Genomic DNA, 21,261 nt, shown 5'->3' with positions numbered 1-21,261 from the left:
TTATCTCTCCTGTAGGTTCCGGCCCCGCGCCGGCAGCGTTCTCGATTTGAAGGCGCCCTTGACGCGGGCTGGCGATCCCAGCCGCTCAGTATCCCGGGAAAGCGGGCTCGAGCGGGCTGGCGGATGCTTCGATCTTTTGCTTGTAGGCGATGCTGGTCGAGGTGATGGCCTCGGAGATTTCTGCGCCATTGCTGTCGGCGCCGTAGACCTGGCGCACGGCTTCGCGGTTGAGCGCTTCCGGCGGGCCGTCGAAGACGATTTTGCCGGCAGCCATGCCGATGATGCGGTTGCAATAGGTGCGTGCGGTGTCCAGCGTGTGCAGGTTGGTGACGACGGTGATGCCTTCGCGCAGATTGATGTCCTGCAGCGAGTCCATCACCACCTTGGCGTTGAGCGGGTCGAGCGAGGCGATCGGCTCGTCGGCGAGCAGCACCTTGGGCTGCTGCATCAGGGCGCGGGCGATGGCGACGCGCTGCTGCTGGCCGCCGGACAGCGTGCCGGCCGGCTGCAATGCGGTGCGGGCGATGTCGAGGCGTTCGAGCGCGGCGACCGCCTCGGCGCATTCGGCGCGGGTAAACATGCCGAGCAGGTTGGAGAAGGTCGAGCGATGATTGAGCCGGCCAAGCAAAACGTTGGTCAGCACGTCGAGGCGCGGCACAAGGTTGAATTGCTGGAAGATCATGGCGCAATCGCGCTGCCAGCGCCTAAGCGGAGAGCCGCGCAGCCGCGAAACCTCGGCGCCGTCAAAAAAAATCGACCCCTGGCTGGGGTCGATGAGACGGTTGATCATGCGAAGAAGGGTGGATTTGCCGGCACCCGAACGACCGATAATGCCGACCATCTGGCCCTGCGGGATCGACAGGTCAATGGCGCTGACGGCGGTGTTCTTGCCAAATCGGCGCGAGACGCCGCGGATTTCGAGGGTGGCAGAGCTTGCTGACATGGCAGGTTCCAGTGCGGACCATATTGATCGTCAGGCTTTCGCCTAACGCAGCCACATGAACCTGCCGTGTCGCCTGCATGTCAGTTTTGTTACGCTCCACAGATGTGTGTTTACGAGCGGCCCAGGATCAGCAGCTCTTCGAAATGGTTCATGTCGTTGAAGCTGCAGAAGGCGGGCGGCTTGATTTCGATCACCGGGGCCTGCCGTTCCAACAGCGCCAGACTGTCATCGAAGAAGTCCTGCCAAGCGGTAGCCCTGTCATCGGCGAGACGCTGGATCTGGTAGGCGAAGGTGATGTGAAAGATGTAGCTATCGTGGTCGGGGTGGCGGTAACCGAACGGCACCGATAGCGTATCCCGCCAGGCGCTCATGGCGCGCCTGTCTTGCTCAGTGGCACCGGCAACGGTGAGGCCGGTCGGCACGACCTCAAGCACCTTGATGTTGAACGCACCGCGGCCCTCAAAGCCCTTGAGCCGCTCCAGATAGAGGCTGGTCATGTCGTCGACGCTGGTGTCGAGCGGCACGTCCTGCGGCCAGTAGGGCAGCCGGCGACGGTATTCGATGATGCCCTGAAACAACGTCATGTGCAGGCTGGAGATCGGCGTGAAGGCCAGCCGGTCGGCATCCGGCATTGCGCGCATGCGCTCGCGCACCTCGATCACCACCGCCTCGGAAGGCGACCCGCTCACGAGATGGCTGACGACCGTGTTGCCGGGCTCGGGCAGGAAATTGCCTGCCGTGTCGTAGCGCGTGCCGAGATGCAGCGGGGGCTTGGGGTTGGTGCCTTCGAAAAAGCCGGCGAGCGAAGGTCTGATGGATTGAGGCATTGCGATCTCCTGCGGGGGAGATGGCCTCGTGTCCGAGTCATGTGTCAAGGATATGAATCGGGCCGATCTTATGACGATGATGTGATGGGTTATCCGCCGTATTTTTCCAAGAAGGCTTCCGCCTCAAGTTCGCGAAAATCGTCGAGCGCGGCGCGCAGCCTTGCATGGTTCCAGTCCCACCAGGCGAGCGCCTGGTAGCGTTCGGCGGTGCGGCGGTCGAAGCGTTCACGGATCGGCTTTGCCGGCACGCCGCCGACGATGGTGTAGGGCGCTACATCCTTCGACACAACAGCCCCGGCGCCAACCGCTGCACCGTCACCGACAGTCACGCCGGGCAGGATGGTCGAGCCGTGGCCGAGCCAGGTGTCGTGGCCGATGGTGACGCGTTTGGCGCGGCGCTGGGCGAAGAATTCGCTCTCATGCTCGGCGTCGTCCCAATAGTCCGAGGCGCGGTAGGTGAAGTGGTGCAGCGTCGGTCGCCAGGTCGGGTGGTTGGTGGCGTTGATGCGCACGCTTGCTGCAATGTTGGAGAACTTGCCGATGGTCGCGCACCAGACGGCGCAGTCCTGCATCATGTAGGAGTAGTCGCCGAGGATGCTCTCGGACACGCGGCTGCGGTCGGCGATCTCAGTCCAGCGTCCCAATGTCGAATTCTCGACCTGCGCCGTTGCGTGGACCAGCGGCGCTTCCGACAGTTTCCTGCTCATGCGGCGATTTTTCCGGCGGCGAAAGAGGTAACGTCGATGATGCGGTCGGCGACGGCGTCTCGGACATCCAGGTCATGGAAGATGCCGAGCAAGGCGACGCCGGCTGCCTTCTTGGCGGCGATCAGCGCAACCACTACGTCACGGTTTTTGGCGTCGAGCGAAGCGGTCGGCTCGTCGAGCAGCAGGACCGGATGCTCTGTGATAAAACCGCGCGCGATGTTGACGCGCTGCTGTTCGCCCCCGGAGAAAGTCGCCGGCGGCAGGGCCCAGAGTTTTTCCGGCAAATTGAGCTGCGCCAAAAGAGAGCGCACCTTCGCCCGCGCGCTCTCGCGTTCTTCGCCGCGCTCGACCAGTGGCTCGGCCACGACATCCAGCGCCGAGACACGCGGCACCGTGCGCAGAAACTGGCTGACATAGCCGATCGTCTGGCGGCGTACGGCGAGCACCGTGCGCGGGCTGGCGGTGGCGAGATCGATCAGCCCGCCCTCATGCTGGACGATGATCTGGCCTTCATCGACGGCGTAGTTGCCGTAGAGCATTTTCAGGATCGAGCTCTTGCCGGCACCCGAGGGGCCGCCGAGCACGGCGCATTCGCCGGTCCGGATCGAGAAAGAGACACGGGCGACGACCGGCAGTCTGATACCATCGCGCAGATGCATGGTGAAGCTCTTGGCGACGTCGGAGACAACGAGGGGCGTAGCCATGGTCACACCTGGAGAATCGAGGAAACGAGAAGCTGGGTGTAGGGCGCGCGCGGATCGTCGAGGACGCGGTCGGTGAGACCGCTTTCGACGACGCGTCCATCTTTCATCACCATCATGCGCTGCGACAGAAGCCGCGCCACGGCGAGGTCGTGGGTGACGACGATGGCGGCGAGGCCGAGATCGGTGACCAGCCCGCGCAAGAGGTCGAGCAGGCGCGCCTGCACCGAGACGTCGAGGCCGCCAGTCGGCTCGTCCATGAACACCAGCCGCGGGCCGGTGACGAGGTTGCGGGCAATCTGCAGGCGCTGGCGCATGCCGCCGGAGAAGGCGCGCGGCTCGTCATCGATGCGATCCTCGTCGATCTCGACGCGCGACAGCCAGTCGACAGCTGTGGCGCGGATCTTGCCGTAGTGGCGGTCACCGACTGCCATCAGCCGCTCGCCGACATTGGCGCCGGCAGACACCGTCATGCGCAAGCCATCGGCGGGGTTCTGGTGGACGAAGCCCCAGTCGGTGCGCATCAGGAAGCGGCGCTCGGCCTCGCTCATGCGGTAGAGTTCGCGGAACTGGCCATCGCGCATGCGGTAGCTGGCGGTGCCGGATGAGGGCAACAGCCGCGTCGACAGGCAGTTGAGCAGCGTCGTCTTGCCGGAACCGGATTCGCCGACGACGGCCAGAACTTCACCCGGCCACAGGTCGAAGGTGACGTTCTCGCAGCCGACACGCGAGCCGTAGAATTTGGACAGCGCCGAGACGCGCAGCAGCGGTTCGTCGGTCATTGCGCCGGCTCCAATTTTTCCGGGGTAGAATGGGTTTCCGAGGTTTCGGGAGCAAGATGGCCACGATGGCCATCAGCGCGCCGCTTCTCGCAATGGTCGGTGTCGGAACAGACGAACATGTGGCCGCCATGGTCGTCGAGGATGACCTCGTCGAGATAGACATTCTCGGCCGCGCACAGCGCACAGGGCTGGTCGAAGGTCTGCACCTCGAACGGATGGTCCTCGAAGTCGAGGCTGACGACATCGGTGAAGGGCGGCACCGCGTAGATGCGCTTTTCGCGGCCGGCGCCGAACAGCTGCAAAGCCGGCGAACGGTGCATCTTCGGATTGTCGAATTTCGGCGTCGGCGAGGGGTCCATGACATAGCGGCCCTCGACCTTCACCGGATAGGCATAGGTGGTGGCGATCCGGCCGTGTTTGGCGATGTCTTCGTAGAGTTTCACATGCATCAGGCCGTATTCCTCCAGCGCATGCATTTTTCGCGTCTCGGTCTCGCGCGGCTCGAGGAAGCGCAGCGGCTCGGGGATCGGCACCTGATAGACCAGAATTTGACCCGCGCTCAGCGGATGTTCGGGGATGCGGTGGCGGGTCTGGATGATCGAGGCCTTCGCCGTCTCGGTGGTGACGGCGACGTTGGCGACCTTCTTGAAGAAGGCGCGGATCGAGACGGCATTGGTGGTGTCGTCGGCGCCCTGATCGATGACCTTCAACACATCGTCGGGCCCGATGATCGAGGCGGTGACCTGGACGCCGCCGGTGCCCCAGCCATAAGGCATCGGCATTTCGCGCGAAGCGAACGGCACCTGGTAGCCGGGGATGGCGATGCCCTTGAGGATCGCGCGGCGGATCATCCTTTTGGTCTGTTCGTCGAGATAGGCGAAGTTGTAGGTGGCGATGTCGGTCATGGCGATCACATCCACATTGTGCTATCGAACTGGCGTCCAGGACGCGCAAACGAGGGCGAAATCGGATGACCCAAACCGGTTGGATGCATCTTGGAATTCTGCTGCTGGCATTCGTCGGCGTGGTCGCTTTTCTTCTTCGAAGAATGGTTCTGCCTGCCCCGAGGGAGGGCGCGCATGGCGAGAACATCGGCGGCAGCGACAACTACGGCGGGGGGTATGGCGGCCATTCCCATGATGGCGGCGGCGGTCACGGTGGGTCGGGCGACTAGGCTCATTCCGCCGCTTCCTTTTTGTCTTCCAGCACGTCGGGGTTTTCGCGTGCTTCGTACTCGGCGCGCATGCGGCGCACGAGGTCGAGTTCGGCCTGGAAGTCGACATAGTGCGGCAGCTTCAAATGCTCGACAAAGCCGGTCGCCTGGACATTGTCGGAGTGCGAGATGACGAACTCCTCATCCTGCGCGGCGGCGACGACATCCTCGCCGAGTTCTGTTGCGCGCAGCGCGCGATCGCAGAGCGCCATGGCCATCGCCTTGCGCTCGCTCTGGCCGAAGACCAGGCCATAGCCGCGGGTGAATTGCGGCGGTGCCTTGGCCGAGCCCTTGAACTGGTTGACCATCTGGCACTCGGTGACGCGGACCTTGCCGAGCGGCACGGCGAATGGCAGTTCCGGTACGTCGAGCTCCAGCTCGACCTCGCCGATGCGGACCTCGCCGACAAAGGGGTGGTTGCGGGCATAGCCGCGCTGCGTCGAATAGCCGAGCGCCAGCAAAAACCCTTCATCGCCGCGAGACAAAGCCTGCAGGCGGACGTCGCGCGCCATCGGGAATTCCAGCGGTTCGCGCGTGATGTCGCCGGGAATATGATCCTGCGGCATCTCGCCGTCCGGCTCGATCAGGCCTTCGCGGGCTAGGATCGCCGAGACGCGCGGCATCGCCTGCGCTTCGGTTTCGCGCTGCAGCGGTTCGGCGACGTCGGCGCCGGCGGCAAGCTCGGGGTCGAGCAGCCGGTGCGTGTAGTCGAAGGTGGGCCCAAGCAGCTGGCCGCCGGGCAGGTCCTTGTAGGTCGCCGACACGCGCCGCTCGACCAGCATGGCGCCGGTGTCGATGGGATTGCTGTAGCCGAAGCGCGGCAGCGTGGTGCGGTAGGCGCGCACCAGGAAGATCGCCTCGATCATGTCGCCGCGCGCCTGGACGATGGCGAGCGCGGCCAATTCGCGGTCGTAGAGCGAACCTTCGCTCATCACCCGGTCGACGCCGAGCGCCAACTGCTCGACGATCTGGTCGAGACGCAGCGCCGGGACCGAACGGTCGCCGCGCCGGCGGTCGGCAAGCAGGCTATGTGCATTGGCGATAGCGGCTTCGCCGCCTTTTACCGCGACATACATTTACGCCTCCATCGTCTTGATGCGCGTGGTGCGCGGCAGGCAGGCGATGCCGTCGGGCGCCGCCAGGATGAGGTCGACGCCGCGCGGAAACCGCGTGATATTCTGCTTCCACTGCTCGACGAAATGGCGCGGCATCTGCGCCGGCGCGATGGTGGCAGGGGTTTCGATGCCGGGACCTTCGAGCAGCAGAGGCGCGCCGGAGACGAGATCACTGACCTGCAGGATCAATGTCGTCGACCGATCGGGATAGTCCTGCGTGCCTTGCGAAAAGCCGTCGAGCGACGCCATTTCCGCCGGGTTGGCGATCACAGCGAAATGCGCATCGGCCGGTGTGTTTGCAAGCGGCGCGCCGGTGTGGAAGCCGAGCCAGGATTTGACCGCCGCGGACGCTTGCAGCGCAGGGTCGAGCCAGAGCGGGGTGTCGTTGTCGCACAGCGCCAGCGCGATAGCGCCGGCGGTTGCCGACAGCGGCGCCGGCGGGCGGGCGAAGGCCGGCAAAGGCTGCACGCTGCCCGGCCGCGCCATGGCGTCCATGACGGCGCGGAAGACGGTCTGGGCGTTGAACACCGGATCGGCGAAACCGCCGTCGATCGATTGGGCTGCGATGTCCATCAGTCTTCTCCGCGCACCATGGTGAAGAAATCCACTTTCGTTGCCGCCGTCTCGGCGCGGCGTTTTTCGCGCGCCTCGCCCTGGGCGGCGCGCAGCGGCGCGACCAGTACGGTCTCGACCGTCTGGCGCTGCGCCGGGTCCTGCCACAGCGCGTCGGCGATCGCCGCCAGCTCCGCCTTCTTACGGTCACGGCCGAGCGTGTAGCTGTGGCCGACCTGTCCGGAAGGGAGCCGGACCGTTGCGCGGGTGACCGTGGCTTCGCCGACATTGAACGGCGCGCCGCCGCCGCCGATGCGGCCGCGCACGGTGACCAGGCCGGTTTCCGGTCCGCGCAAAAGCTCGGCTTCGGAGGTCAGACCGGCCTCATTCCAGAGCCGGGCGATGTCGCCGCCGCTGGCCTGCGCCAGCGTTGCCATGACGGCCTTGCGCTCGGCCTGGTCGCGGGCTTCCTGTCCTCGCATGGAGCAACTCCCTGAATGCGTAAAATTTGTCTAGTGATATAGACAACTATACAAATTATACCTATTATCTAACCCGTGTCCATGACGGGTGGATGACAGGGGCGGGACGGGAGCGAAATGGCCGGGCAACAGAGGGCTGATAGCATCGAGCGGCGCAGCGGCGTCTCGCTGTGGCGGCAGATCGCCGACCAGGTCCTGCACTCGATCGCCGCCGGCGATTTTGCCGAGAATGCCGCGCTGCCGCCGGAAGTGGCGCTGGCCGAACGCTACGGCGTCAACCGCCACACGGTGCGCAGCGCCATTGCGGCTCTCGTGCAGGAGGGGGTGCTCAGAGCCGAACAGGGGCGCGGCACTTTCGTGTTGTCGCGCAAGCGGCTGTCCTATCCGATCGGCGCCCGGACGCGGTTTTCGACGGGCTTGCAAGGGCAGACTTCGGAACGGCATATCGTGCTGCTCGCATCCGCGATCGAGCCGGCCAGCCAGCGCGTCGCCGAGGGTCTGGGCCTTGCGAAGGGCACCGAGGTGATCCGGCTGGAGACACGCGGTGAGGCCGATGGACGGCCGGTGTCGCGGGCTGCCAGCTGGTACGAGGCCAAGCGTTTCGCCGGCATCGATGCCGTGATGACGGAGACCGGTTCGATCACCGCCTCGCTCAAGCGGTTCGGTATCGACGATTATCTCAGGCAATCGACGGTGCTGTCGGCGCGCCACGCCGATGCCACCGACCTTGCCGCCCTCAACCTGCAGCCGGGGGCCATCGTGCTGGTCGCGGTCGCCGTCAACGTCACGCCGGATGGCCGACCGATCCAGTTTTCCGAAACGCGGTTTCCGGCGGAGCGGGTCGAGCTGAAACTGTCGGCGCTGTAGCTGGGTCGCGCTTATTTTTCAGCGGCTTGGCGTTTGAGGACCGCCTTCCCCCACTCCGTCTCGGCTTCGCCGAGCCACCTCTCCCCCCTCCGGAGGGAGAGGAAGGGAGCCCGCCTTGCTAAGCTCGCGCCATTCCTCTCCCCCGTCGATCGGGGGAGAGGTGTCGAGCGAAGCTCGACGGAGTGGGGGTCGACCTGCGCGGGGCGTGGTCAATTCGGGCCGGGTTCACCGCCTGAAATGTTATGACCCAACCTCGATCACAGCCTTGATCAGCCCAGATTTCTCATGCGCCCAGCGCGCCAGATCATCAGGCGTGCTGGCCAGTGTCGTGCGGTGGGTGACGAGTTTGGCCAGCGGCACCGCGCCGTTGCGGATCGAGGCGGCGACGTGGTCGAAGTCGGCCTTGAGCGCATTGCGACTGCCGATCAGGGTCATTTCGCGCTTATGGAATTCGGGATCGGAAAAGACGATGTCGTCCTTGACGACGCTGACCAGCACCAATGTGCCGCCATGGGCGACATGGGCGAAGGCCGACTGCACCGAGGCGGTGTTGCCGGTGGCGTCGAAGACGACATCAAAACCTTCCCCGCCGGTAGCATCGCGCACCAGCTCGGCGGCCGCCTTTTGCGAGCCGTCGAGCGTGGAGAAGCCGAGTTCGCGTTCGGCAAAATCCAGCCGCTCCGTGCTCATGTCGAGCAAGCTGACATCGAGCCCGGCGATTCGGGCAAAGAGCGCTGTGCCAAGCCCGATCGGCCCGGCGCCGATGACCAGTGTGCGGGCACCTGGTTCAGCGCGGGCGCGGCGCACGGCATGCGCGCCAATGGCCAGAAATTCCACCGCCGCGGCATCGGCCAGCGACAGGCCGTTTGCCGGATAAAGATTCTGCGCCGGCACCAGGATCTGCTCGGCCATGGCGCCGTCGCGATGGACGCCGAGCACTTCGATCCTGACGCAGCAATTGGGCTTGCCATGCCGGCAGGCGATGCATTTGCCGCAAGCGAGATAGGGGTTGATGATGACGGGCTCGCCAATGGCAAGGTCGACGCCTTCGCCGGTCTCGATGACGGTGCCCGACACTTCATGGCCCATGATGCGGGGGTAGGCGAGGAACGGATGCTTGCCCTCGAAGATATGATAGTCGGTGCCGCAGATGCCGACATGGCTGACCGCGACCAGTGCCCAGCCGGCAGGGGGAGCGCCGGGTGCGGCGCGGTCTTCCAGGACAAGGTCACCGGGCGAGCGGCAGACGGCGGCTTTCATTGAGTAATTCCGTTGTTAAAAAGGTGCCGGTCCGTTGGTTGAGCGGACCGGCGCAGAGGGTCAGGGAGAATTCATTTGCCGCGGCGGCGCAAGCCGTCGAAGTAGACAATAACGATGATCAGAACGCCGGTGATGATGCGCTGCCAGAAGGCGTTGACGTTCAGCAGGTTGGCGCCGTTGTTGATGGTGGCGAGGATGAAGGCGCCGAGCAGCGGGCCATGCACCGAGCCGACGGCGCCGAACAGCGAGGTGCCGCCGATGACCGAGGAGGCGATCGCCTGCAACTCCCAGCCCTCGGCCTGGGTCGGATTGCCGATGCCGATGCGCGAGGCCAAGAGCACGCCGACAAAGGCGGCGCACAGACCAGACAGCGTGTAGGCCATATAGATGGTGCGCTGGACATTGACGCCGGACAGACGTGAAGCCTCGGCGTTGGAGCCGACCGAGAAGAGATAGCGGCCCCAGCGGCTGTGATGCAGGAAGATATAGGCCGGGATGCCGACCAGGATCACCATCCAGAACAGATTGGGGACACCAATGAAGGAGTTGCGCGAAAACTCCTGGAAGGCGTCATTGTTGATCGAGATCGAGTTGCCGTTGGTCATCAGCAGGCCGATGCCGCGCAACGAGGTCAGCGTCGCCAACGTGATGATGAAGGGCGGCAGGCCCATCTTGACGATGCCGAAGCCATGGAACAGGCCGATGGCAACGCCGACGAGCAGCGTGAGCAGGATGGCGAGGAAAACCGGCACACCGGCATTGATCAGCATGGCAGCGATGACGGTGGCGAAGCCGACCACGGCGCCGACGGACAGGTCAATGCCGCCGGTGATGATGACGAAGGTCTGGCCGACCGCCAGGATGGCGATCATCGAGCCCTGGCGCAAAAGGTTCGAGATGTTGTTGCCCGAGGCAAAGCTCTGCGTCGACACCGACAGGATGACCCACAACAGGACCAGTAGCGCCAGCAGCGTCAGCCCGAACAGGGCATTGTAATTGCGTTTCGGTTTTTCGGCAGCTGCTGCTTCGGTGCTCATGTGTGTCCTCCCAGCTTTTCTTGTTTCTCGGCGAGCGCCTGCGTGAGAATTTCTTCGTGGTCGGCGTTGCGGAACCCGTGCGTGGCGACCAGCTTGCCACGCCGGAAGACGTGCAGCGTGTCGGAGAGTTCATAGACCTCCGGCAAATAGGACGAGATCAGGATGATGCCGGCGCCTTTCGACAGAAGCGCTCCGAACAGGCGGTAGATCTCGGCCTTGGTGCCGACATCGACGCCGACCGTCGGCTCGTCGAAGATGAACAGCTTGGCGCCATGCGCCAGCCATTTGCCGATGACGATCTTCTGCTGGTTGCCGCCGGACAGGCTGGACGCTAGAGCGCTCCGCGTCGGCGTCTTGATCCTGAGGCCGGCTATCTGGCGATCCGCCTCGGCCTTTTCCTTCGCGCCCGAGATCAGCATGTTTTTGGAAATGCGTTTGTAGATCGGCAGATTGAGGTTGAGGCCGACCGGCAGATTGAGGCACAGACCTTGGTCGCGGCGGCTCTCTGGCGCCAGCGCCATTCCGAGCCTGATTGCGTCGTGTTCGGAATTGACCTGGACCGGCTTGCCTTCCCACAGGATCTGGCCGGCCGACTTGCGGTGACGGCCATAGAGCGTGGTGACGAATTCGCTGCGCCCGGCGCCGATCAGGCCGTAGAGCCCGACGATCTCGCCAGCGCGCACCGAGACCGAGACGTTCTCGAAGCCTTTGCCCGACAGATTCTTCGCTTCGACGATCACCGCACCCGGGGTAAAATGCTCCTTGTGGTAGACCTGCTCGATCGAGCGGTTGATCATCATCTTGACCAACTCGGCGTCGTTGGTCTCAGCGATATTCCTGGTGCCGACAAGCGTGCCGTCGCGCAGCACCGAGACACGGTCGGCGAGTTCGAACACCTCTTCCATGCGGTGGCTGATGTAGATGATGGTGACGCCTTCGCCCTTCAGCCGGCGGATCAGCTTGAACAGCTGGTCGGCCTCCTTGCGGGTGAGATAGGCGGTCGGCTCGTCGAAGATCAGGAATTTGGTGCCCCGCACCGTGGCGCGGGCGGCGGCGATCAGTTGCTGCTGGCCGATGGTGAGATCGCCGAGAACGACATGCGCCGGCAGGTCGAAGCCGAGATCGTCGATGATCTTTTGCGCGTCCTTGACCATGGCGCGCTGCTGCAGGATGCCATAGCGCGAGTTCTCCTCGCCGAGGAACATGTTGGCCGCGACCGTCAGGTGGCGGCAGAGCACGACCTCCTGGTGCACGGCATTGATGCCGAGCGCCATCGCTTCGTGCGGGGTGGCCAGCGCTGCGGGCTTGCCCTCCCAGATGACGTCGCCGGAGGTGCGCGGCATGACACCGGTCAGAAGCTTGATGAGGGTCGATTTGCCGGCGCCGTTCTCGCCGACGATGGCGTGGATCTCGCCCGCCTTGAAGGCAAGGTGGACCGGCTTCAGCGCATGCGTGCCGGGATAGCGCTTTTCCAGCCCGTGCAGTTCGAGGATCGTCCTGCCTGGCTCCAGCGTCGGGGCCGGGTGCAGTTCCTGCGCCGTGGACGTCATGACAATCCTCCCAGATTGGTCTTACGATTGGCACGCGCGAGGCAAGGGATGCCTCTAAAATCAGCCTAGCCGAAGCCTGTATATTGCCAAGCCGTTTGTGCCGGCGGCCGATGTTTCCGGGGCGCGAGGCCCCGGAAACGATTTTGGATTGACGGGCTCAGAGCTTCGGATTGAGCAGCGCGTCGATCTTCGGCTCTTTCATGTTGGCCTTGGTGACCAGGTTGGCGCCGGTGTCGACATTGGCTTCGACCTTCTCGCCCTTCGAGGCGGCGAGCGCGGTCTTGATGCCGTCATAGCCCATCCGGTACGGGTCCTGGACGACGAGGCCGGAAATGACGCCGTCATTGAGGAACTTGATCAGCTTCTCGTCGCTGTCGAAACCGATCAGGCCGACCTTGCCGGCAAGGTTGTTCTCGGCGATCGCTTGGCCGACGCCCTGCGCCATGATCAGGTTGGACGCGAAGATGCCCTTCAGGTCGGGGTTGGCAGTGATCAGGTCGGTCGCGATGTTGAGGCCGGTCGTGGCCTGGCCGTCGGCATATTTGTCGGCGACCAGTTCAAGGCCCGGATATTTCGCCTTGAGCTGTTCCTTGAAACCCTGCGCGCGCTGCTCGAGCGAGCCGGCGCCGGGAAGCGCGGTGATCAGGGCAACCTTGCCCTCGACCTTGCCGCCGTTCGCCTCGCCGATGGCTGCTGCGAGACCGTCGGCGGCGACGCGGCCGCCCTGGACGTTGTCGGTGGTCAGGAACGAGGTGAAGGCCTTGGAGTCGGCGCCCGAGTCGATGCCGATGACCTTGACCTTGCTTGCTGCCTCGTCGATCGGCTTGCCGAGCGCCTTGGCTTCGGTCGGCGCGATGACGACGGCGGCCGGGTTGCCGGCGACGGCGTTCTCGAGGATCGAAATCTGGCCGTTGACGTCGGTCTCGGCCTGGGCGCCGAGTTCCGGCACATTGACGCCGAGATCCTTGCCGGCCTTGCGGGCGCCGGCCAGAACGATCTGCCAGTAGAAGGACGTGGTGTCCTTGACGATGATCGGAATGGTCACATCGGCCGCCGAAGCCGGCGCCGTGTGCAGCGCGCCGGCAAGCATCGAGGCGGCAGCGAGCGCCACAAGTGAGCGGCGGTTGAGAATGCTGGTCACGAATTTCATTAGGAATCCTCCCTAGATCGCCCGGTGAAGGTTACGGAAGCTCCATTCGGATAGGCGTGGCCCAAACAGAACTTTATCAATAAAAAACAGTTACCGCTTTTTGATAGTGCATCGGTTCGGCCGACGCAAGCGGTGTTTCATATCGGCCTGCGCATGGCTCGGTGGAGAAGCCTCCATGCCGATCCTCAATGCCACGTCCAGACGCTCCCGATCCTCCTTGAGGGCTATGGAATATTAATTCCATCATCGAGTCAATATGGAATATTCATTCTTTCTTGAGGATGGCGTGATCGCGACGTTTCGTCAGCCGAGCTTCTGCACGATGGTGTAGGGAGCATAGCGGGCGAATTCCGTTTGCGGCACCTTAACGTCGAACAGGTCGAGATTGCGTGTCAGGTTGGCAGGCTTGGCAGTGCCGGTCAGCACGCTGGCCACGACAGGCTCGTGCAGCGGAAACTGCAACGCGGCCGCCGCCAGCGGATAGCCGCCCTCATCAGCGATTTTCTCCATCGCGCCGACGCGTTCGAGTATGTCTGGTGTCGCCGGCACATAGTCGAAATGCGCGCCATGCACCGGCCCCGTCGCCAGGATGCCGGAATTAAAGACGCCGCCGATAATCAGCGAGGTCTGGCGCTGCCGGCAGAGCGGCAAAAGTTCAGCCTCGGCCGAGCGGTCGAGCAGCGAGTAGCGGCTGGCGAGCAGGATGCAGTCGAGTGGCGCTTCGCGCAGTACGTCGAGGCAGATTTGCACCTCGTTGACGCCGAGCCCGTAGGCGGAAATGACGCCGGACGATTTCAGCTCTTCCAGCGCCTTCAGGCCGCCATCCATCAGCTGGCGAAAGTGCAGTTTCGTCTTCTCGACGCCATGCGTGTAGGTGCCGATGTCGTGAACAAACAGGATGTCTATCCGGTTTAGCCCGAGCCGGGCGTAGGAGAACTCCACCGAGCGCATAATGCCGTCATAGGAATAGTCGTAGTCGAGCGCGAAAGGCAACGGGTCGACATAGGAATGATCGGGAACCTGGTCTTCCGGCACGGGGCGGAACAGCCGTCCGACCTTGGTCGACAGAACATAGGAGTCGCGCGGCTTGTAGCGCAGGAAATCGCCGGTCCGCCGTTCCGACAGGCCGAAGCCATAGAAGGGAGCGGTGTCGAAATAGCGCAGGCCTGCCTCCCAGGCGGTCTGCAGCGTCTCCATCGCCGCCTCGCGCGGACAGGCCCGGTAGAGCCCGCCGATCGCCGCCCCGCCGAAGCTTATCTCGGTGACCTCGAGCGCAGTCGTGCCGATGCGGCGCTTGTCCATCCAAAGCCTCCCCGAGAGCATTTCACCGTTTCAAGAATCGGCGAACTGCTCTCTCGTTTGTTTTGACGCAATTCCGGACGGAAAACCGATACACTTTTCCTGAAATTGCTCTGCGGGCCGTCTTTTGCAGCCCATGTTTTTTCGTCAGTGGTTTAGAGCGTCGCGCCGAGGTGCCACGGCACGAACTCGTTGTCGCCGTAGCCGAACGCCTCGCTCTTGGTCTTGCGGCCCGACGCGGTCTCGACGATCAGTTCGAAGAGCTCGCGGCCCATGCCGGCGATGGTCTTTTCGCCCGAAGCGATGACGCCGCAATTGACGTCCATGTCCTCTTCCATCTGGTGGTACATGGTCGAGTTGGTGGCGACCTTGATCGACGGCGTCGGCCGGCAGCCGAAGCAGGAGCCGCGGCCGGTGGTGAAGACGATGATGTTGGCGCCACCCGCCACCTGACCGGTGGCCGAGACCGGGTCGTAGCCGGGCGTGTCCATGAACACCAGGCCGCTGCCGGTGACCTTCTCGGCATAGCCGAAGACGCCGTTGAGCGGCGTCTGGCCGCCCTTGGCGACGGCGCCCAGCGACTTCTCCAGAATGGTGGTCAGGCCGCCGCGCTTGTTGCCGGGCGAAGGGTTGTTGTCGATCGAGGCGCCGTGCTTGGCGACGTGATCCTCCCACCATTTGACGAAACCGTCGAGCTTCTTGGCGATCTCCGGCGTCGCCGCGCGATAGGCGAGCAGATGCTCGGCGCCATAGATCTCCGTCGTCTCCGACAGGATGCCGATGCCGCCGACGCCGGCCAGGATATCGACCGCCGCACCAAGTGCTGGATTGGCGGTGATGCCCGACATGCCGTCGGAGCCGCCGCATTGCAGGCCGACGACGATCTCTGAGACCGGGATCGGCTCACGCTGCAACATGCCCACTTCCTCGGCGATTTCAGCCAGCACGCCCATCGCCTTTTCCACCGATTTGCGCGACCCGCCGGCATCCTGGATGTTGAAGTGGCGTTTTCCCGCAGCCGCACCCTTCTGACCGTAGAGAGTGAGCTGGTTGACCTCGCAGCCGAGGCCGACCATCAGCGCGCCGCCGAAATTCGGATGGCGGGTGTAGCCGGCGAGCGTCCGGTGCAGCACCATCATGCCGTCGCCGGTGCTGCTCATGCCGCAGCCCTGGCCATGGACGATCGGCACGAAACCGTCGATCCCCGGATATTTTGGCAGCAACGTGCGGTTGGCCTCGTCGGCGATGGCATGGCAGACGGTGGCCGAGCAATTGACGCTGGCGATGATGCCGATGAAGTTGCGGGTGCCGGCGCGGCCATCGGCGCGACGGTAGCCCATGAACGTGCGGGCGCGATCGGCTTCCGTCGCGTGTTCGGCCTCGCTCGGCGGCACCACCGGCAGGCGGCCGGATTCGAAAACCAGATTGTGCGAATGGACGTGGTCGCCGGGCGCGATGTCCTGCGTGGCGCGGCCGATGGCCTGTGCATACTTGACCACCGCCTCGCCGGCGGCGATAGGCTTGATCGCCACCTTGTGGCCGGGCTCGATCAAGGCCGTGGCGACGGCGCCGCCGGGCAGAGCGGTGCCGATCTCGATGCGGCCATTGGCGACCGCGACATTGTCGGCGGGAGACAGAAGAATGCTGTTCGAGGCGTTCACGGGCAGTTTCCTGGGTCTGTTCCTGGGGGGATGCGCGGATTGACACGCGTCTGTTTACATATAATGTCTTTTATCGGGAAAAAACATTTGTGCGTCAATTGTTTTTTCAGGAGGAGACCAAGCGTCCGATGGACGCCTGGGTTGTAGGGAGCGGCGTCCGACACGGGAAAGCGTTTTGCTTTGCCGGGTCAGGCGCTAGGACATGTGTGATATTGCGCTTCAAGCCAGCCACAGCAAGCGCCGGCGCGCAACGGGGCAGGGATGTCGAAGAGCAACAACGTCTACAAGGACGCTTACAACAGGGGTCTGCGGCTGCTCGGTGAGACGCAGAGCCTGCCGTCTGAGCCGGAGCTGGGAACTCTGCTCGGCGTCAGCCGCACCACCGTTCGCACCATCCTGGCGCGCATGGAAGAGACCGGGCTGATCGCCTGGAACAAACGCAGCAAGACAGTGCTCAGGGCGCCGAAGCCGGATGATTTCTTCCCCGAGGAGGAGACCGACACGCTGGCCCAGATCATCGAGCGCTCGTTCATGCGCCGGCTGCTCGCCGGCGGCGCCGAGGCCGGCATGCAGATCAACGAGCTCGAACTGGCGCGCGAGATCGGCGTCGGCACCACCAGCGTGCGCGAATTCCTGATCCGGTTCTCCCGCTTCGGCCTGATCGAGAAGCGGCGCAACAGCCACTGGGTGCTGAAGGGTTTTACCCGCGCCTTTGCGCTGGAACTCACCGAAATCCGCGAGATGTTTGAGATACGCTCGGCGGCGGCGTTTGCCGCCTTGCCGCAGGACAGTCCGGTCTGGGCCGATCTCGACCGCCTGGAGGACGAGCACCGGCTACTGGCCAGCGAGATCACCACCCGCTTCAACGAATTCTCGGAGCTCGACGAGCGCTTTCACCGGCTGATCCACCGGGCGTCGCACAACCGCTTCATCGTCGATTTCTACGACGTCATCGCCATGATCTTCCACTACCACTACCAGTGGAACAAGGCGCAGGAGCGCGAGCGCAACGAAGTCGCGGTGGCTGAGCATCTCGCCTATATCGCGGCGCTGAAATCACGCGATCTCGGCAAAGTCGACGCCGCCTGCCGCAAGCATCTCAAGTCGGCGCGCAACACGCTGCTGACCTCGATCCCCGAAACCGGCAACCGCATAATTTCCTGACGCGCCGCGTTGCCGCAGCGATGATTTGGCGATTTTCCGGCTGCGTGGTGCGTGCTAGACATCTGCTGTTGCTGTGTGAAGAGGCAGGTTTTGAACATCCGGCGCCAGAGATGGAGCATGACGGCCGCGTTTGTCGCGGCCTGTGTGTTGCTGCTCCAGTCGACGTTCGGCGCGTTCGCTTTCGGCGTAGCCCCGGATGCCTCGCAGCTCGACGCTTTCGGCAACGTCATCTGCACCCATGAGGGGGCGGTCCAGCTTCCCGGCGGCGATCCGCACCAGCAGCACATGCCGGCATGCTGCATGCTCGGCTGCAGCATGGCTTTCGTGGCCTATGCGCCGCCGCCCGGCGCCGGCATAGCGCCGGCCAGCATGTCTTTTGAGACCCTCGCCTTTGTGCTTCCGGTAGCCAGGCATCTGGACTTTACACGCGAGCGCTCTCCGGCCAATCCGCGCGCGCCGCCGCTTTCGGGCTGAAAAACTGCCGCTCGCTTCGCGTAACCCGCGCAGGCGATAATCATCCAATGACAGACACGTTCGCAGCCGGACAACGGCGCGACCTCGTATTCATGGAGCCTACCCATGTCCCGTTTTCTTCGTGTCGCCGCGTTGCGCCGCAGCACCCCTTTCTTGCGCACACTCGAGCAGCGTCTCGGCAGCGCCGTCTTCGCCTTGGCCCTGTTGTTCGTTGGCGCCCATTCCGTCCTTGCGCATGAATTCAAGGTCGGTGACATCGAGATCGAGCATCCCTGGTCGCGTGCCACGCCGGCAGGCGCCAAGGTTGCCGGCGGCTATTTCACCATCGTCAACAAGGGCAGCGCGCCGGACCGGCTGCTGTCGATTGCCTCCGACATTTCGGCAAAGGCCGAACTGCATGAAATGGGGGTAAAGGACGGCGTCATGACCATGCGCCCGGTCAGTGGCGGCCTGGAAATTCCGGCGGGCAGCAAGGTCACGCTGGGTCCCGGCGCCTACCACATAATGTTCATGGATCTGAAGCAGCCGCCTAAAGAGGGCCAGATGTTTGCCGCCACGCTCACCTTCGAGAAGGCCGGAACGGTGACCGTCGAGTTCGCCGTGCAAGCCATCGGCAGCGCGCCGCCCCAGGAAGACAACGACTGACCAATTATTGCCAACCGATTTTTCGAGAGACCATCATGAACAAGTACCTTTTGCCCGCGGTTGCATGTCTCGTCCTGGGGACAAGTGCCGCCTTCGCCCATATCACGCTCGAAACCCAGGAAGCGCCGGTCGGTTCGACCTACAAGGCCGTGCTGCGGGTGCCGCATGGCTGCGACGGCAAGGCGACGATTGCCGTGCGCGTGCAAATCCCGGAAGGGGTGATCGCGGTGAAGCCGATGCCGAAGCCGGGCTGGACGCTGCAGGTCAAGAAAGGCAAGTACGAGAAATCCTACCAGCTCTACGGCGAGGCGGTGACGTCGGGCGTCAAGGAAGTCGACTGGAGCGGCGGCAGCCTGCCGGATGAATTTTATGACGAGTTCGTCTTCCGCGGCACGCTGGCCGCCGATCTGCCGGCCGGGCAGAAACTCTATTTTCCAGTCGTGCAGGAATGCGATGGCGCCACGACTCGTTGGATAGAGATTCCTGCGGCGGGTCAGGATGAGGATGCGCTGGAAGATCCGGCGCCCGGCCTCAACCTGCTGCCGAAGAAGTGATGCATCGGCGGCGCGCTGCTTCGACGCGGCGCGCCGCTGTTTTGGTGGGTGGCATAAGCGTGGCCTATTTCCAGCGGATAAAACGAACAACCGGCAGGTGCCTCGGCCTGCTGGTCGCGATCGTGCTGCTTGCCGTCCTTGCCGCTCCGAACGTTGCCATCGCCCATGCGGCGCTGATCAAGGCCGAACCGGCCGACGGCGCGGTGCTGGCGCGAGCGCCGAGCCAATTTTCGCTGACCTTCAGCGAGCCGGTGTCGCCGCTGGTACTGACCTTGGTGCGGCCCGACGGCACGCCTGTCACGCTGACCTCGTTTCGCCTCGACGACCAGACGGTCGAGATCGACAATCCGCAAAAGCTCGGGCGGGGCACGCATGTCTTGAGCTGGCGGGTGATTTCCGCCGACGGCCATCCGGTCGGCGGCTCGGTGCTGTTTTCCGTCGGTGCGCCAAGTGCGGCGCCGGCGGTGGCGGACGCCGTCGACATGGATCTGCGGTCAGCGATCTGGACCGGCAAGGTTCTTCTCTACATCGGTCTTTTCCTCGGTATCGGCGGCGCCTTCGCGCTGACATGGCTGGCGCAAGGCGTGCGCTGGGGCCAGCGCTTTGTCATTGCCGCAATCCTGTGCGGCCTGGTTGCCGCACCCTTTTCGCTCGGGTTCCAGGGGCTGGATGCGCTGGGCGCGCCGCTCGCGCGGCTGGCGCAACCGGTGATATGGCAGACCGGCCTCGGCACCAGCTTCGGCTGGACTGTGCTGATCGCGCTGGCGGCGCTCGGGCTTGGTCTTTTGTCGCTGGTCGGGCCGCGCGCGTCCGCCAGGCCGCTGGCGCTCGCCGGACTGGCCGGCGTAGGCGCGGCCCTTGCCGCCAGCGGCCATGCCAGTGCAGCCGAGCCGCAATGGCTGACGCGGCCGATGGTGTTCCTGCACGGCGCCGGCATCGCCTTCTGGGCCGGGGCGCTGCTGCCGCTCGGCCTGGCGCTGAACAGCCAGTCGGTGGAGGCCGGCGCGTTCCTGCGGCGGTTTTCACGCACGATCATGCCTGTGGTGGCGGTGCTTGCCGCCGCCGGCATCGTGCTCGCCGTCATCCAGGTGCAGACACCGGCAGCGCTCGCCAACACCGCCTATGGCCGGCTGCTGCTGATCAAGCTGGCTCTATTGGTGTTTCTGTTCACGCTCGCGGCGGTCAATCGCTGGCGGCTCACCGCCTCCGCCGAGGCCGGAGCGACGGAAGTGCGGCGCCGGCTGACCCGCTCGATCTCGGTCGAAATGCTGATCGTGCTCCTGATCTTCGGCGTTGCCGCCGGCTGGCGCTTCACGCCGCCGCCGCGGGCGCTGGCAATCGCCGCGGCACAGCCGGCGTCGATCCACATCCACACGCTGAAAGCAATGGCAGACCTCGACATCACCCCCGGCCACACCGGGCCGGTCAGTGCTTCCATCGTCATCATGACCGGCGATTTCGGCCCGCTCGACGCGAAGGAAGTCACGCTGGTGCTGTCCAAGCCCGATTCCGGCATCGAGCCGATAAAGCGTCCTGCGATCAAGCCGGGCGACGGCACCTGGCGGGTCGACAATCTCGTCATTCCGGTTCCGGGCCGGTGGACGGCGCGGCTCGATATCCTCGTCTCTGATTTCGAATTGGTGAAGATAGAGGCGCCGATCGATATCCGCTCTGAGTGATATTCAGGTGATGCTCGCTTCGTACTGCGCTCAGCCGAGCTGTTGGGCGAGTCCGATGAGATGCCCTTCCGGCCCGCGGATGTAGCAGAGCCGATACACGTTTTTGTACTGGACGACTTCGCCTACGAGCTGCGCGCCGCGCTTGCGGAGCCTTTCAAGCGTCTCGTCGATGTCGTCCACAGTGAACATGACGCGGAGGTAGCCCAGGGCGTTGACCGGGGCGTTGCGGTGATCCGCGACGACAGGCGGTGCAAGGAAGCGGGAGAGCTCGAGCCGGTTGTGGCCGTCCGGCGTGCGCATCATGGCAATCTCGACGCGCTGATCGCCCAGTCCGGTGACACGTCCGGCCCATTCTCCCTCGATCGTGGCCCGCCCTTCGAGCTCGAGGCCGAGCTCAAGAAAGAACGCAACCGTCTCTTCGAGGTCATCGACGACGATGCCGACGTTGTCCATCCGTTTGAGCGCCATATGTCCAATCTATCGCCATATGTCCAATCGGCAAGGCGTCGTCTGGTCGCCGAACGGACGCTTCTCGACTCGCCCCGACCTGAATCTCACACAGCGCGAGGTCGTCACAATTCAGCGAAGCGGTTGACGCG

General features: G+C 64.1%; 23 protein-coding genes. 7 read left to right on the top strand and 16 right to left on the bottom strand.

Annotated elements, in window-relative coordinates:
• Positions 1 to 85 precede the first annotated feature (85 nt).
• The 6 genes from phnC to H0241_RS20765 form a co-directional block, all read right to left on the bottom strand.
• The gene (gene phnC, locus H0241_RS20790; RefSeq protein ID WP_181059647.1) at positions 86 to 943 is read right to left on the bottom strand and encodes a phosphonate ABC transporter ATP-binding protein; all 858 of its coding nucleotides are present in this window, start codon (positions 941 to 943) and stop codon (positions 86 to 88) included.
• A 110-nt stretch (positions 944 to 1,053) separates the two neighbouring features.
• Entirely contained in the window at positions 1,054 to 1,770 is a 717-nt protein-coding gene (locus H0241_RS20785) for a DUF1868 domain-containing protein (protein WP_181059646.1), read from the bottom strand.
• Positions 1,771 to 1,859: 89 nt separating this feature from the next.
• Positions 1,860 to 2,477, bottom strand: a complete 618-nt coding sequence (locus H0241_RS20780) for a DapH/DapD/GlmU-related protein (protein WP_181059645.1) — start codon at positions 2,475 to 2,477, stop codon at positions 1,860 to 1,862.
• A complete protein-coding gene (gene phnL / locus H0241_RS20775) occupies positions 2,474 to 3,181 on the bottom strand; it encodes a phosphonate C-P lyase system protein PhnL (protein WP_181059644.1) in 708 nt (235 codons plus the stop codon). Before phnL ends, H0241_RS20780 begins: the two co-directional genes overlap by 4 nt.
• A gap of 2 nt (positions 3,182 to 3,183) precedes the next feature.
• A complete protein-coding gene (gene phnK, locus H0241_RS20770) occupies positions 3,184 to 3,960 on the bottom strand; it encodes a phosphonate C-P lyase system protein PhnK (protein ID WP_065009749.1) in 777 nt (258 codons plus the stop codon).
• Positions 3,957 to 4,865: an alpha-D-ribose 1-methylphosphonate 5-phosphate C-P-lyase PhnJ gene (locus H0241_RS20765; RefSeq protein WP_181059643.1), complete on the bottom strand. Its 909-nt coding sequence runs from the start codon at positions 4,863 to 4,865 to the stop codon at positions 3,957 to 3,959. Before H0241_RS20765 ends, phnK begins: the two co-directional genes overlap by 4 nt.
• Before the next feature lie 65 nt (positions 4,866 to 4,930).
• On the opposite strand from H0241_RS20765, the gene H0241_RS20760 reads away from it, so the two are divergent.
• Positions 4,931 to 5,134, top strand: a complete 204-nt coding sequence (locus tag H0241_RS20760; RefSeq protein ID WP_181059642.1) for a hypothetical protein — start codon at positions 4,931 to 4,933, stop codon at positions 5,132 to 5,134.
• 2 nt (positions 5,135 to 5,136) lie between these two features.
• On the opposite strand, the gene H0241_RS20755 is transcribed toward H0241_RS20760, so the two are convergent.
• Genes H0241_RS20755 through phnG form a run of 3 tightly spaced genes read right to left on the bottom strand, consistent with a single transcriptional unit; the run spans position 5,137 to position 7,322 of the window.
• Positions 5,137 to 6,249, bottom strand: a complete 1,113-nt coding sequence (locus H0241_RS20755) for a carbon-phosphorus lyase complex subunit PhnI (protein ID WP_181059641.1) — start codon at positions 6,247 to 6,249, stop codon at positions 5,137 to 5,139.
• A complete protein-coding gene (gene phnH, locus H0241_RS20750) occupies positions 6,250 to 6,861 on the bottom strand; it encodes a phosphonate C-P lyase system protein PhnH (RefSeq protein WP_181059640.1) in 612 nt (203 codons plus the stop codon). It lies immediately after the preceding gene.
• Positions 6,861 to 7,322: a phosphonate C-P lyase system protein PhnG gene (gene phnG, locus H0241_RS20745; RefSeq protein WP_181059639.1), complete on the bottom strand. Its 462-nt coding sequence runs from the start codon at positions 7,320 to 7,322 to the stop codon at positions 6,861 to 6,863. The genes phnH and phnG overlap by 1 nt, the downstream gene beginning before the upstream one ends.
• Before the next feature lie 117 nt (positions 7,323 to 7,439).
• Here phnG and phnF point away from each other — a divergent pair, with 117 nt between their 5' ends.
• The gene (phnF, locus tag H0241_RS20740) at positions 7,440 to 8,189 is read left to right on the top strand and encodes a phosphonate metabolism transcriptional regulator PhnF (protein WP_181059638.1); all 750 of its coding nucleotides are present in this window, start codon (positions 7,440 to 7,442) and stop codon (positions 8,187 to 8,189) included.
• Positions 8,190 to 8,429: 240 nt separating this feature from the next.
• Here the strand turns inward: phnF and H0241_RS20735 are convergent, their stop codons facing one another.
• The 6 genes from H0241_RS20735 to H0241_RS20710 form a co-directional block, all read right to left on the bottom strand.
• Positions 8,430 to 9,449, bottom strand: coding sequence for a zinc-binding alcohol dehydrogenase family protein (locus tag H0241_RS20735; RefSeq protein WP_181059637.1), 1,020 nt, complete (start codon positions 9,447 to 9,449; stop codon positions 8,430 to 8,432).
• Between the two features lie 71 nt (positions 9,450 to 9,520).
• Positions 9,521 to 10,486 (bottom strand): ABC transporter permease, encoded by a 966-nt coding sequence (locus tag H0241_RS20730; RefSeq protein ID WP_181059636.1) that lies wholly within the window; start codon positions 10,484 to 10,486, stop codon positions 9,521 to 9,523.
• A complete protein-coding gene (locus H0241_RS20725; protein WP_181059634.1) occupies positions 10,483 to 12,036 on the bottom strand; it encodes a sugar ABC transporter ATP-binding protein in 1,554 nt (517 codons plus the stop codon). The genes H0241_RS20730 and H0241_RS20725 overlap by 4 nt, the downstream gene beginning before the upstream one ends.
• Positions 12,037 to 12,193: 157 nt before the next feature.
• Positions 12,194 to 13,186, bottom strand: coding sequence for an ABC transporter substrate-binding protein (locus H0241_RS20720; RefSeq protein ID WP_181059632.1), 993 nt, complete (start codon positions 13,184 to 13,186; stop codon positions 12,194 to 12,196).
• A gap of 303 nt (positions 13,187 to 13,489) precedes the next feature.
• The gene (locus tag H0241_RS20715; RefSeq protein ID WP_181059630.1) at positions 13,490 to 14,488 is read right to left on the bottom strand and encodes an aldo/keto reductase; all 999 of its coding nucleotides are present in this window, start codon (positions 14,486 to 14,488) and stop codon (positions 13,490 to 13,492) included.
• Between the two features lie 152 nt (positions 14,489 to 14,640).
• A complete protein-coding gene (locus tag H0241_RS20710) occupies positions 14,641 to 16,146 on the bottom strand; it encodes a UxaA family hydrolase (protein WP_181059628.1) in 1,506 nt (501 codons plus the stop codon).
• 261 nt (positions 16,147 to 16,407) lie between these two features.
• Between H0241_RS20710 and H0241_RS20705 the strand changes: the two genes are divergently transcribed.
• From H0241_RS20705 to H0241_RS20685, 5 genes are all read left to right on the top strand, one after another.
• Positions 16,408 to 17,310 (top strand): GntR family transcriptional regulator, encoded by a 903-nt coding sequence (locus H0241_RS20705; RefSeq protein ID WP_181059626.1) that lies wholly within the window; start codon positions 16,408 to 16,410, stop codon positions 17,308 to 17,310.
• 117 nt (positions 17,311 to 17,427) lie between these two features.
• Positions 17,428 to 17,784, top strand: a complete 357-nt coding sequence (locus H0241_RS20700; RefSeq protein ID WP_181059624.1) for a DUF2946 family protein — start codon at positions 17,428 to 17,430, stop codon at positions 17,782 to 17,784.
• Positions 17,785 to 17,889: 105 nt separating this feature from the next.
• Complete coding sequence (locus tag H0241_RS20695; RefSeq protein WP_181059622.1) at positions 17,890 to 18,429, top strand: copper chaperone PCu(A)C; 540 nt, start codon at positions 17,890 to 17,892, stop codon at positions 18,427 to 18,429.
• Between the two features lie 35 nt (positions 18,430 to 18,464).
• The gene (locus tag H0241_RS20690; protein ID WP_181059621.1) at positions 18,465 to 18,983 is read left to right on the top strand and encodes a YcnI family copper-binding membrane protein; all 519 of its coding nucleotides are present in this window, start codon (positions 18,465 to 18,467) and stop codon (positions 18,981 to 18,983) included.
• Positions 18,983 to 20,662 carry a copper resistance CopC/CopD family protein gene (locus tag H0241_RS20685; RefSeq protein WP_181059619.1) on the top strand — a complete coding sequence of 560 codons (1,680 nt, stop codon included), beginning with the start codon at positions 18,983 to 18,985 and terminating at the stop codon, positions 20,660 to 20,662. Before H0241_RS20690 ends, H0241_RS20685 begins: the two co-directional genes overlap by 1 nt.
• A 30-nt stretch (positions 20,663 to 20,692) precedes the next feature.
• On the opposite strand, the gene H0241_RS20680 is transcribed toward H0241_RS20685, so the two are convergent.
• Positions 20,693 to 21,130, bottom strand: coding sequence for a VOC family protein (locus H0241_RS20680; RefSeq protein WP_181059617.1), 438 nt, complete (start codon positions 21,128 to 21,130; stop codon positions 20,693 to 20,695).
• Positions 21,131 to 21,261 lie beyond the last annotated feature (131 nt).

It is taken from the genome of Mesorhizobium neociceri (genome assembly GCF_013520985.1).
In the GTDB taxonomy this organism is placed as follows: domain Bacteria; phylum Pseudomonadota; class Alphaproteobacteria; order Rhizobiales; family Rhizobiaceae; genus Mesorhizobium; species Mesorhizobium neociceri.
The sequence above is the reverse complement of the archived record's forward strand: the minus strand, read 5'-3'. Positions and strand labels throughout refer to the sequence as shown.

Excerpts from the sequence above, each read along its gene's own strand:
- H0241_RS20705 (WP_181059626.1), top strand. The coding sequence starts at position 16,408 with ATGTCGAAGAGCAACAACGTCTACAAGGACGCTTACAACAGGGGTCTG.
- H0241_RS20720 (WP_181059632.1), bottom strand. The coding sequence starts at position 13,186 with ATGAAATTCGTGACCAGCATTCTCAACCGCCGCTCACTTGTGGCGCTC.
- H0241_RS20765 (WP_181059643.1), bottom strand. The coding sequence starts at position 4,865 with ATGACCGACATCGCCACCTACAACTTCGCCTATCTCGACGAACAGACC.
- H0241_RS20735 (WP_181059637.1), bottom strand. The coding sequence starts at position 9,449 with ATGAAAGCCGCCGTCTGCCGCTCGCCCGGTGACCTTGTCCTGGAAGAC.
- phnH (WP_181059640.1), bottom strand. The coding sequence starts at position 6,861 with ATGGACATCGCAGCCCAATCGATCGACGGCGGTTTCGCCGATCCGGTG.
- phnC (WP_181059647.1), bottom strand. The coding sequence starts at position 943 with ATGTCAGCAAGCTCTGCCACCCTCGAAATCCGCGGCGTCTCGCGCCGA.
- H0241_RS20685 (WP_181059619.1), top strand. The coding sequence starts at position 18,983 with ATGCATCGGCGGCGCGCTGCTTCGACGCGGCGCGCCGCTGTTTTGGTG.
- phnF (WP_181059638.1), top strand. The coding sequence starts at position 7,440 with ATGGCCGGGCAACAGAGGGCTGATAGCATCGAGCGGCGCAGCGGCGTC.
- H0241_RS20715 (WP_181059630.1), bottom strand. The coding sequence starts at position 14,488 with ATGGACAAGCGCCGCATCGGCACGACTGCGCTCGAGGTCACCGAGATA.
- H0241_RS20680 (WP_181059617.1), bottom strand. The coding sequence starts at position 21,130 with ATGGCGCTCAAACGGATGGACAACGTCGGCATCGTCGTCGATGACCTC.
- phnL (WP_181059644.1), bottom strand. The coding sequence starts at position 3,181 with ATGGCTACGCCCCTCGTTGTCTCCGACGTCGCCAAGAGCTTCACCATG.
- H0241_RS20755 (WP_181059641.1), bottom strand. The coding sequence starts at position 6,249 with ATGTATGTCGCGGTAAAAGGCGGCGAAGCCGCTATCGCCAATGCACAT.
- phnK (WP_065009749.1), bottom strand. The coding sequence starts at position 3,960 with ATGACCGACGAACCGCTGCTGCGCGTCTCGGCGCTGTCCAAATTCTAC.
- H0241_RS20760 (WP_181059642.1), top strand. The coding sequence starts at position 4,931 with ATGACCCAAACCGGTTGGATGCATCTTGGAATTCTGCTGCTGGCATTC.
- H0241_RS20730 (WP_181059636.1), bottom strand. The coding sequence starts at position 10,486 with ATGAGCACCGAAGCAGCAGCTGCCGAAAAACCGAAACGCAATTACAAT.
- H0241_RS20725 (WP_181059634.1), bottom strand. The coding sequence starts at position 12,036 with ATGACGTCCACGGCGCAGGAACTGCACCCGGCCCCGACGCTGGAGCCA.
- H0241_RS20695 (WP_181059622.1), top strand. The coding sequence starts at position 17,890 with ATGTCCCGTTTTCTTCGTGTCGCCGCGTTGCGCCGCAGCACCCCTTTC.
- phnG (WP_181059639.1), bottom strand. The coding sequence starts at position 7,322 with ATGCGAGGACAGGAAGCCCGCGACCAGGCCGAGCGCAAGGCCGTCATG.
- H0241_RS20700 (WP_181059624.1), top strand. The coding sequence starts at position 17,428 with ATGACGGCCGCGTTTGTCGCGGCCTGTGTGTTGCTGCTCCAGTCGACG.
- H0241_RS20785 (WP_181059646.1), bottom strand. The coding sequence starts at position 1,770 with ATGCCTCAATCCATCAGACCTTCGCTCGCCGGCTTTTTCGAAGGCACC.
- H0241_RS20690 (WP_181059621.1), top strand. The coding sequence starts at position 18,465 with ATGAACAAGTACCTTTTGCCCGCGGTTGCATGTCTCGTCCTGGGGACA.
- H0241_RS20780 (WP_181059645.1), bottom strand. The coding sequence starts at position 2,477 with ATGAGCAGGAAACTGTCGGAAGCGCCGCTGGTCCACGCAACGGCGCAG.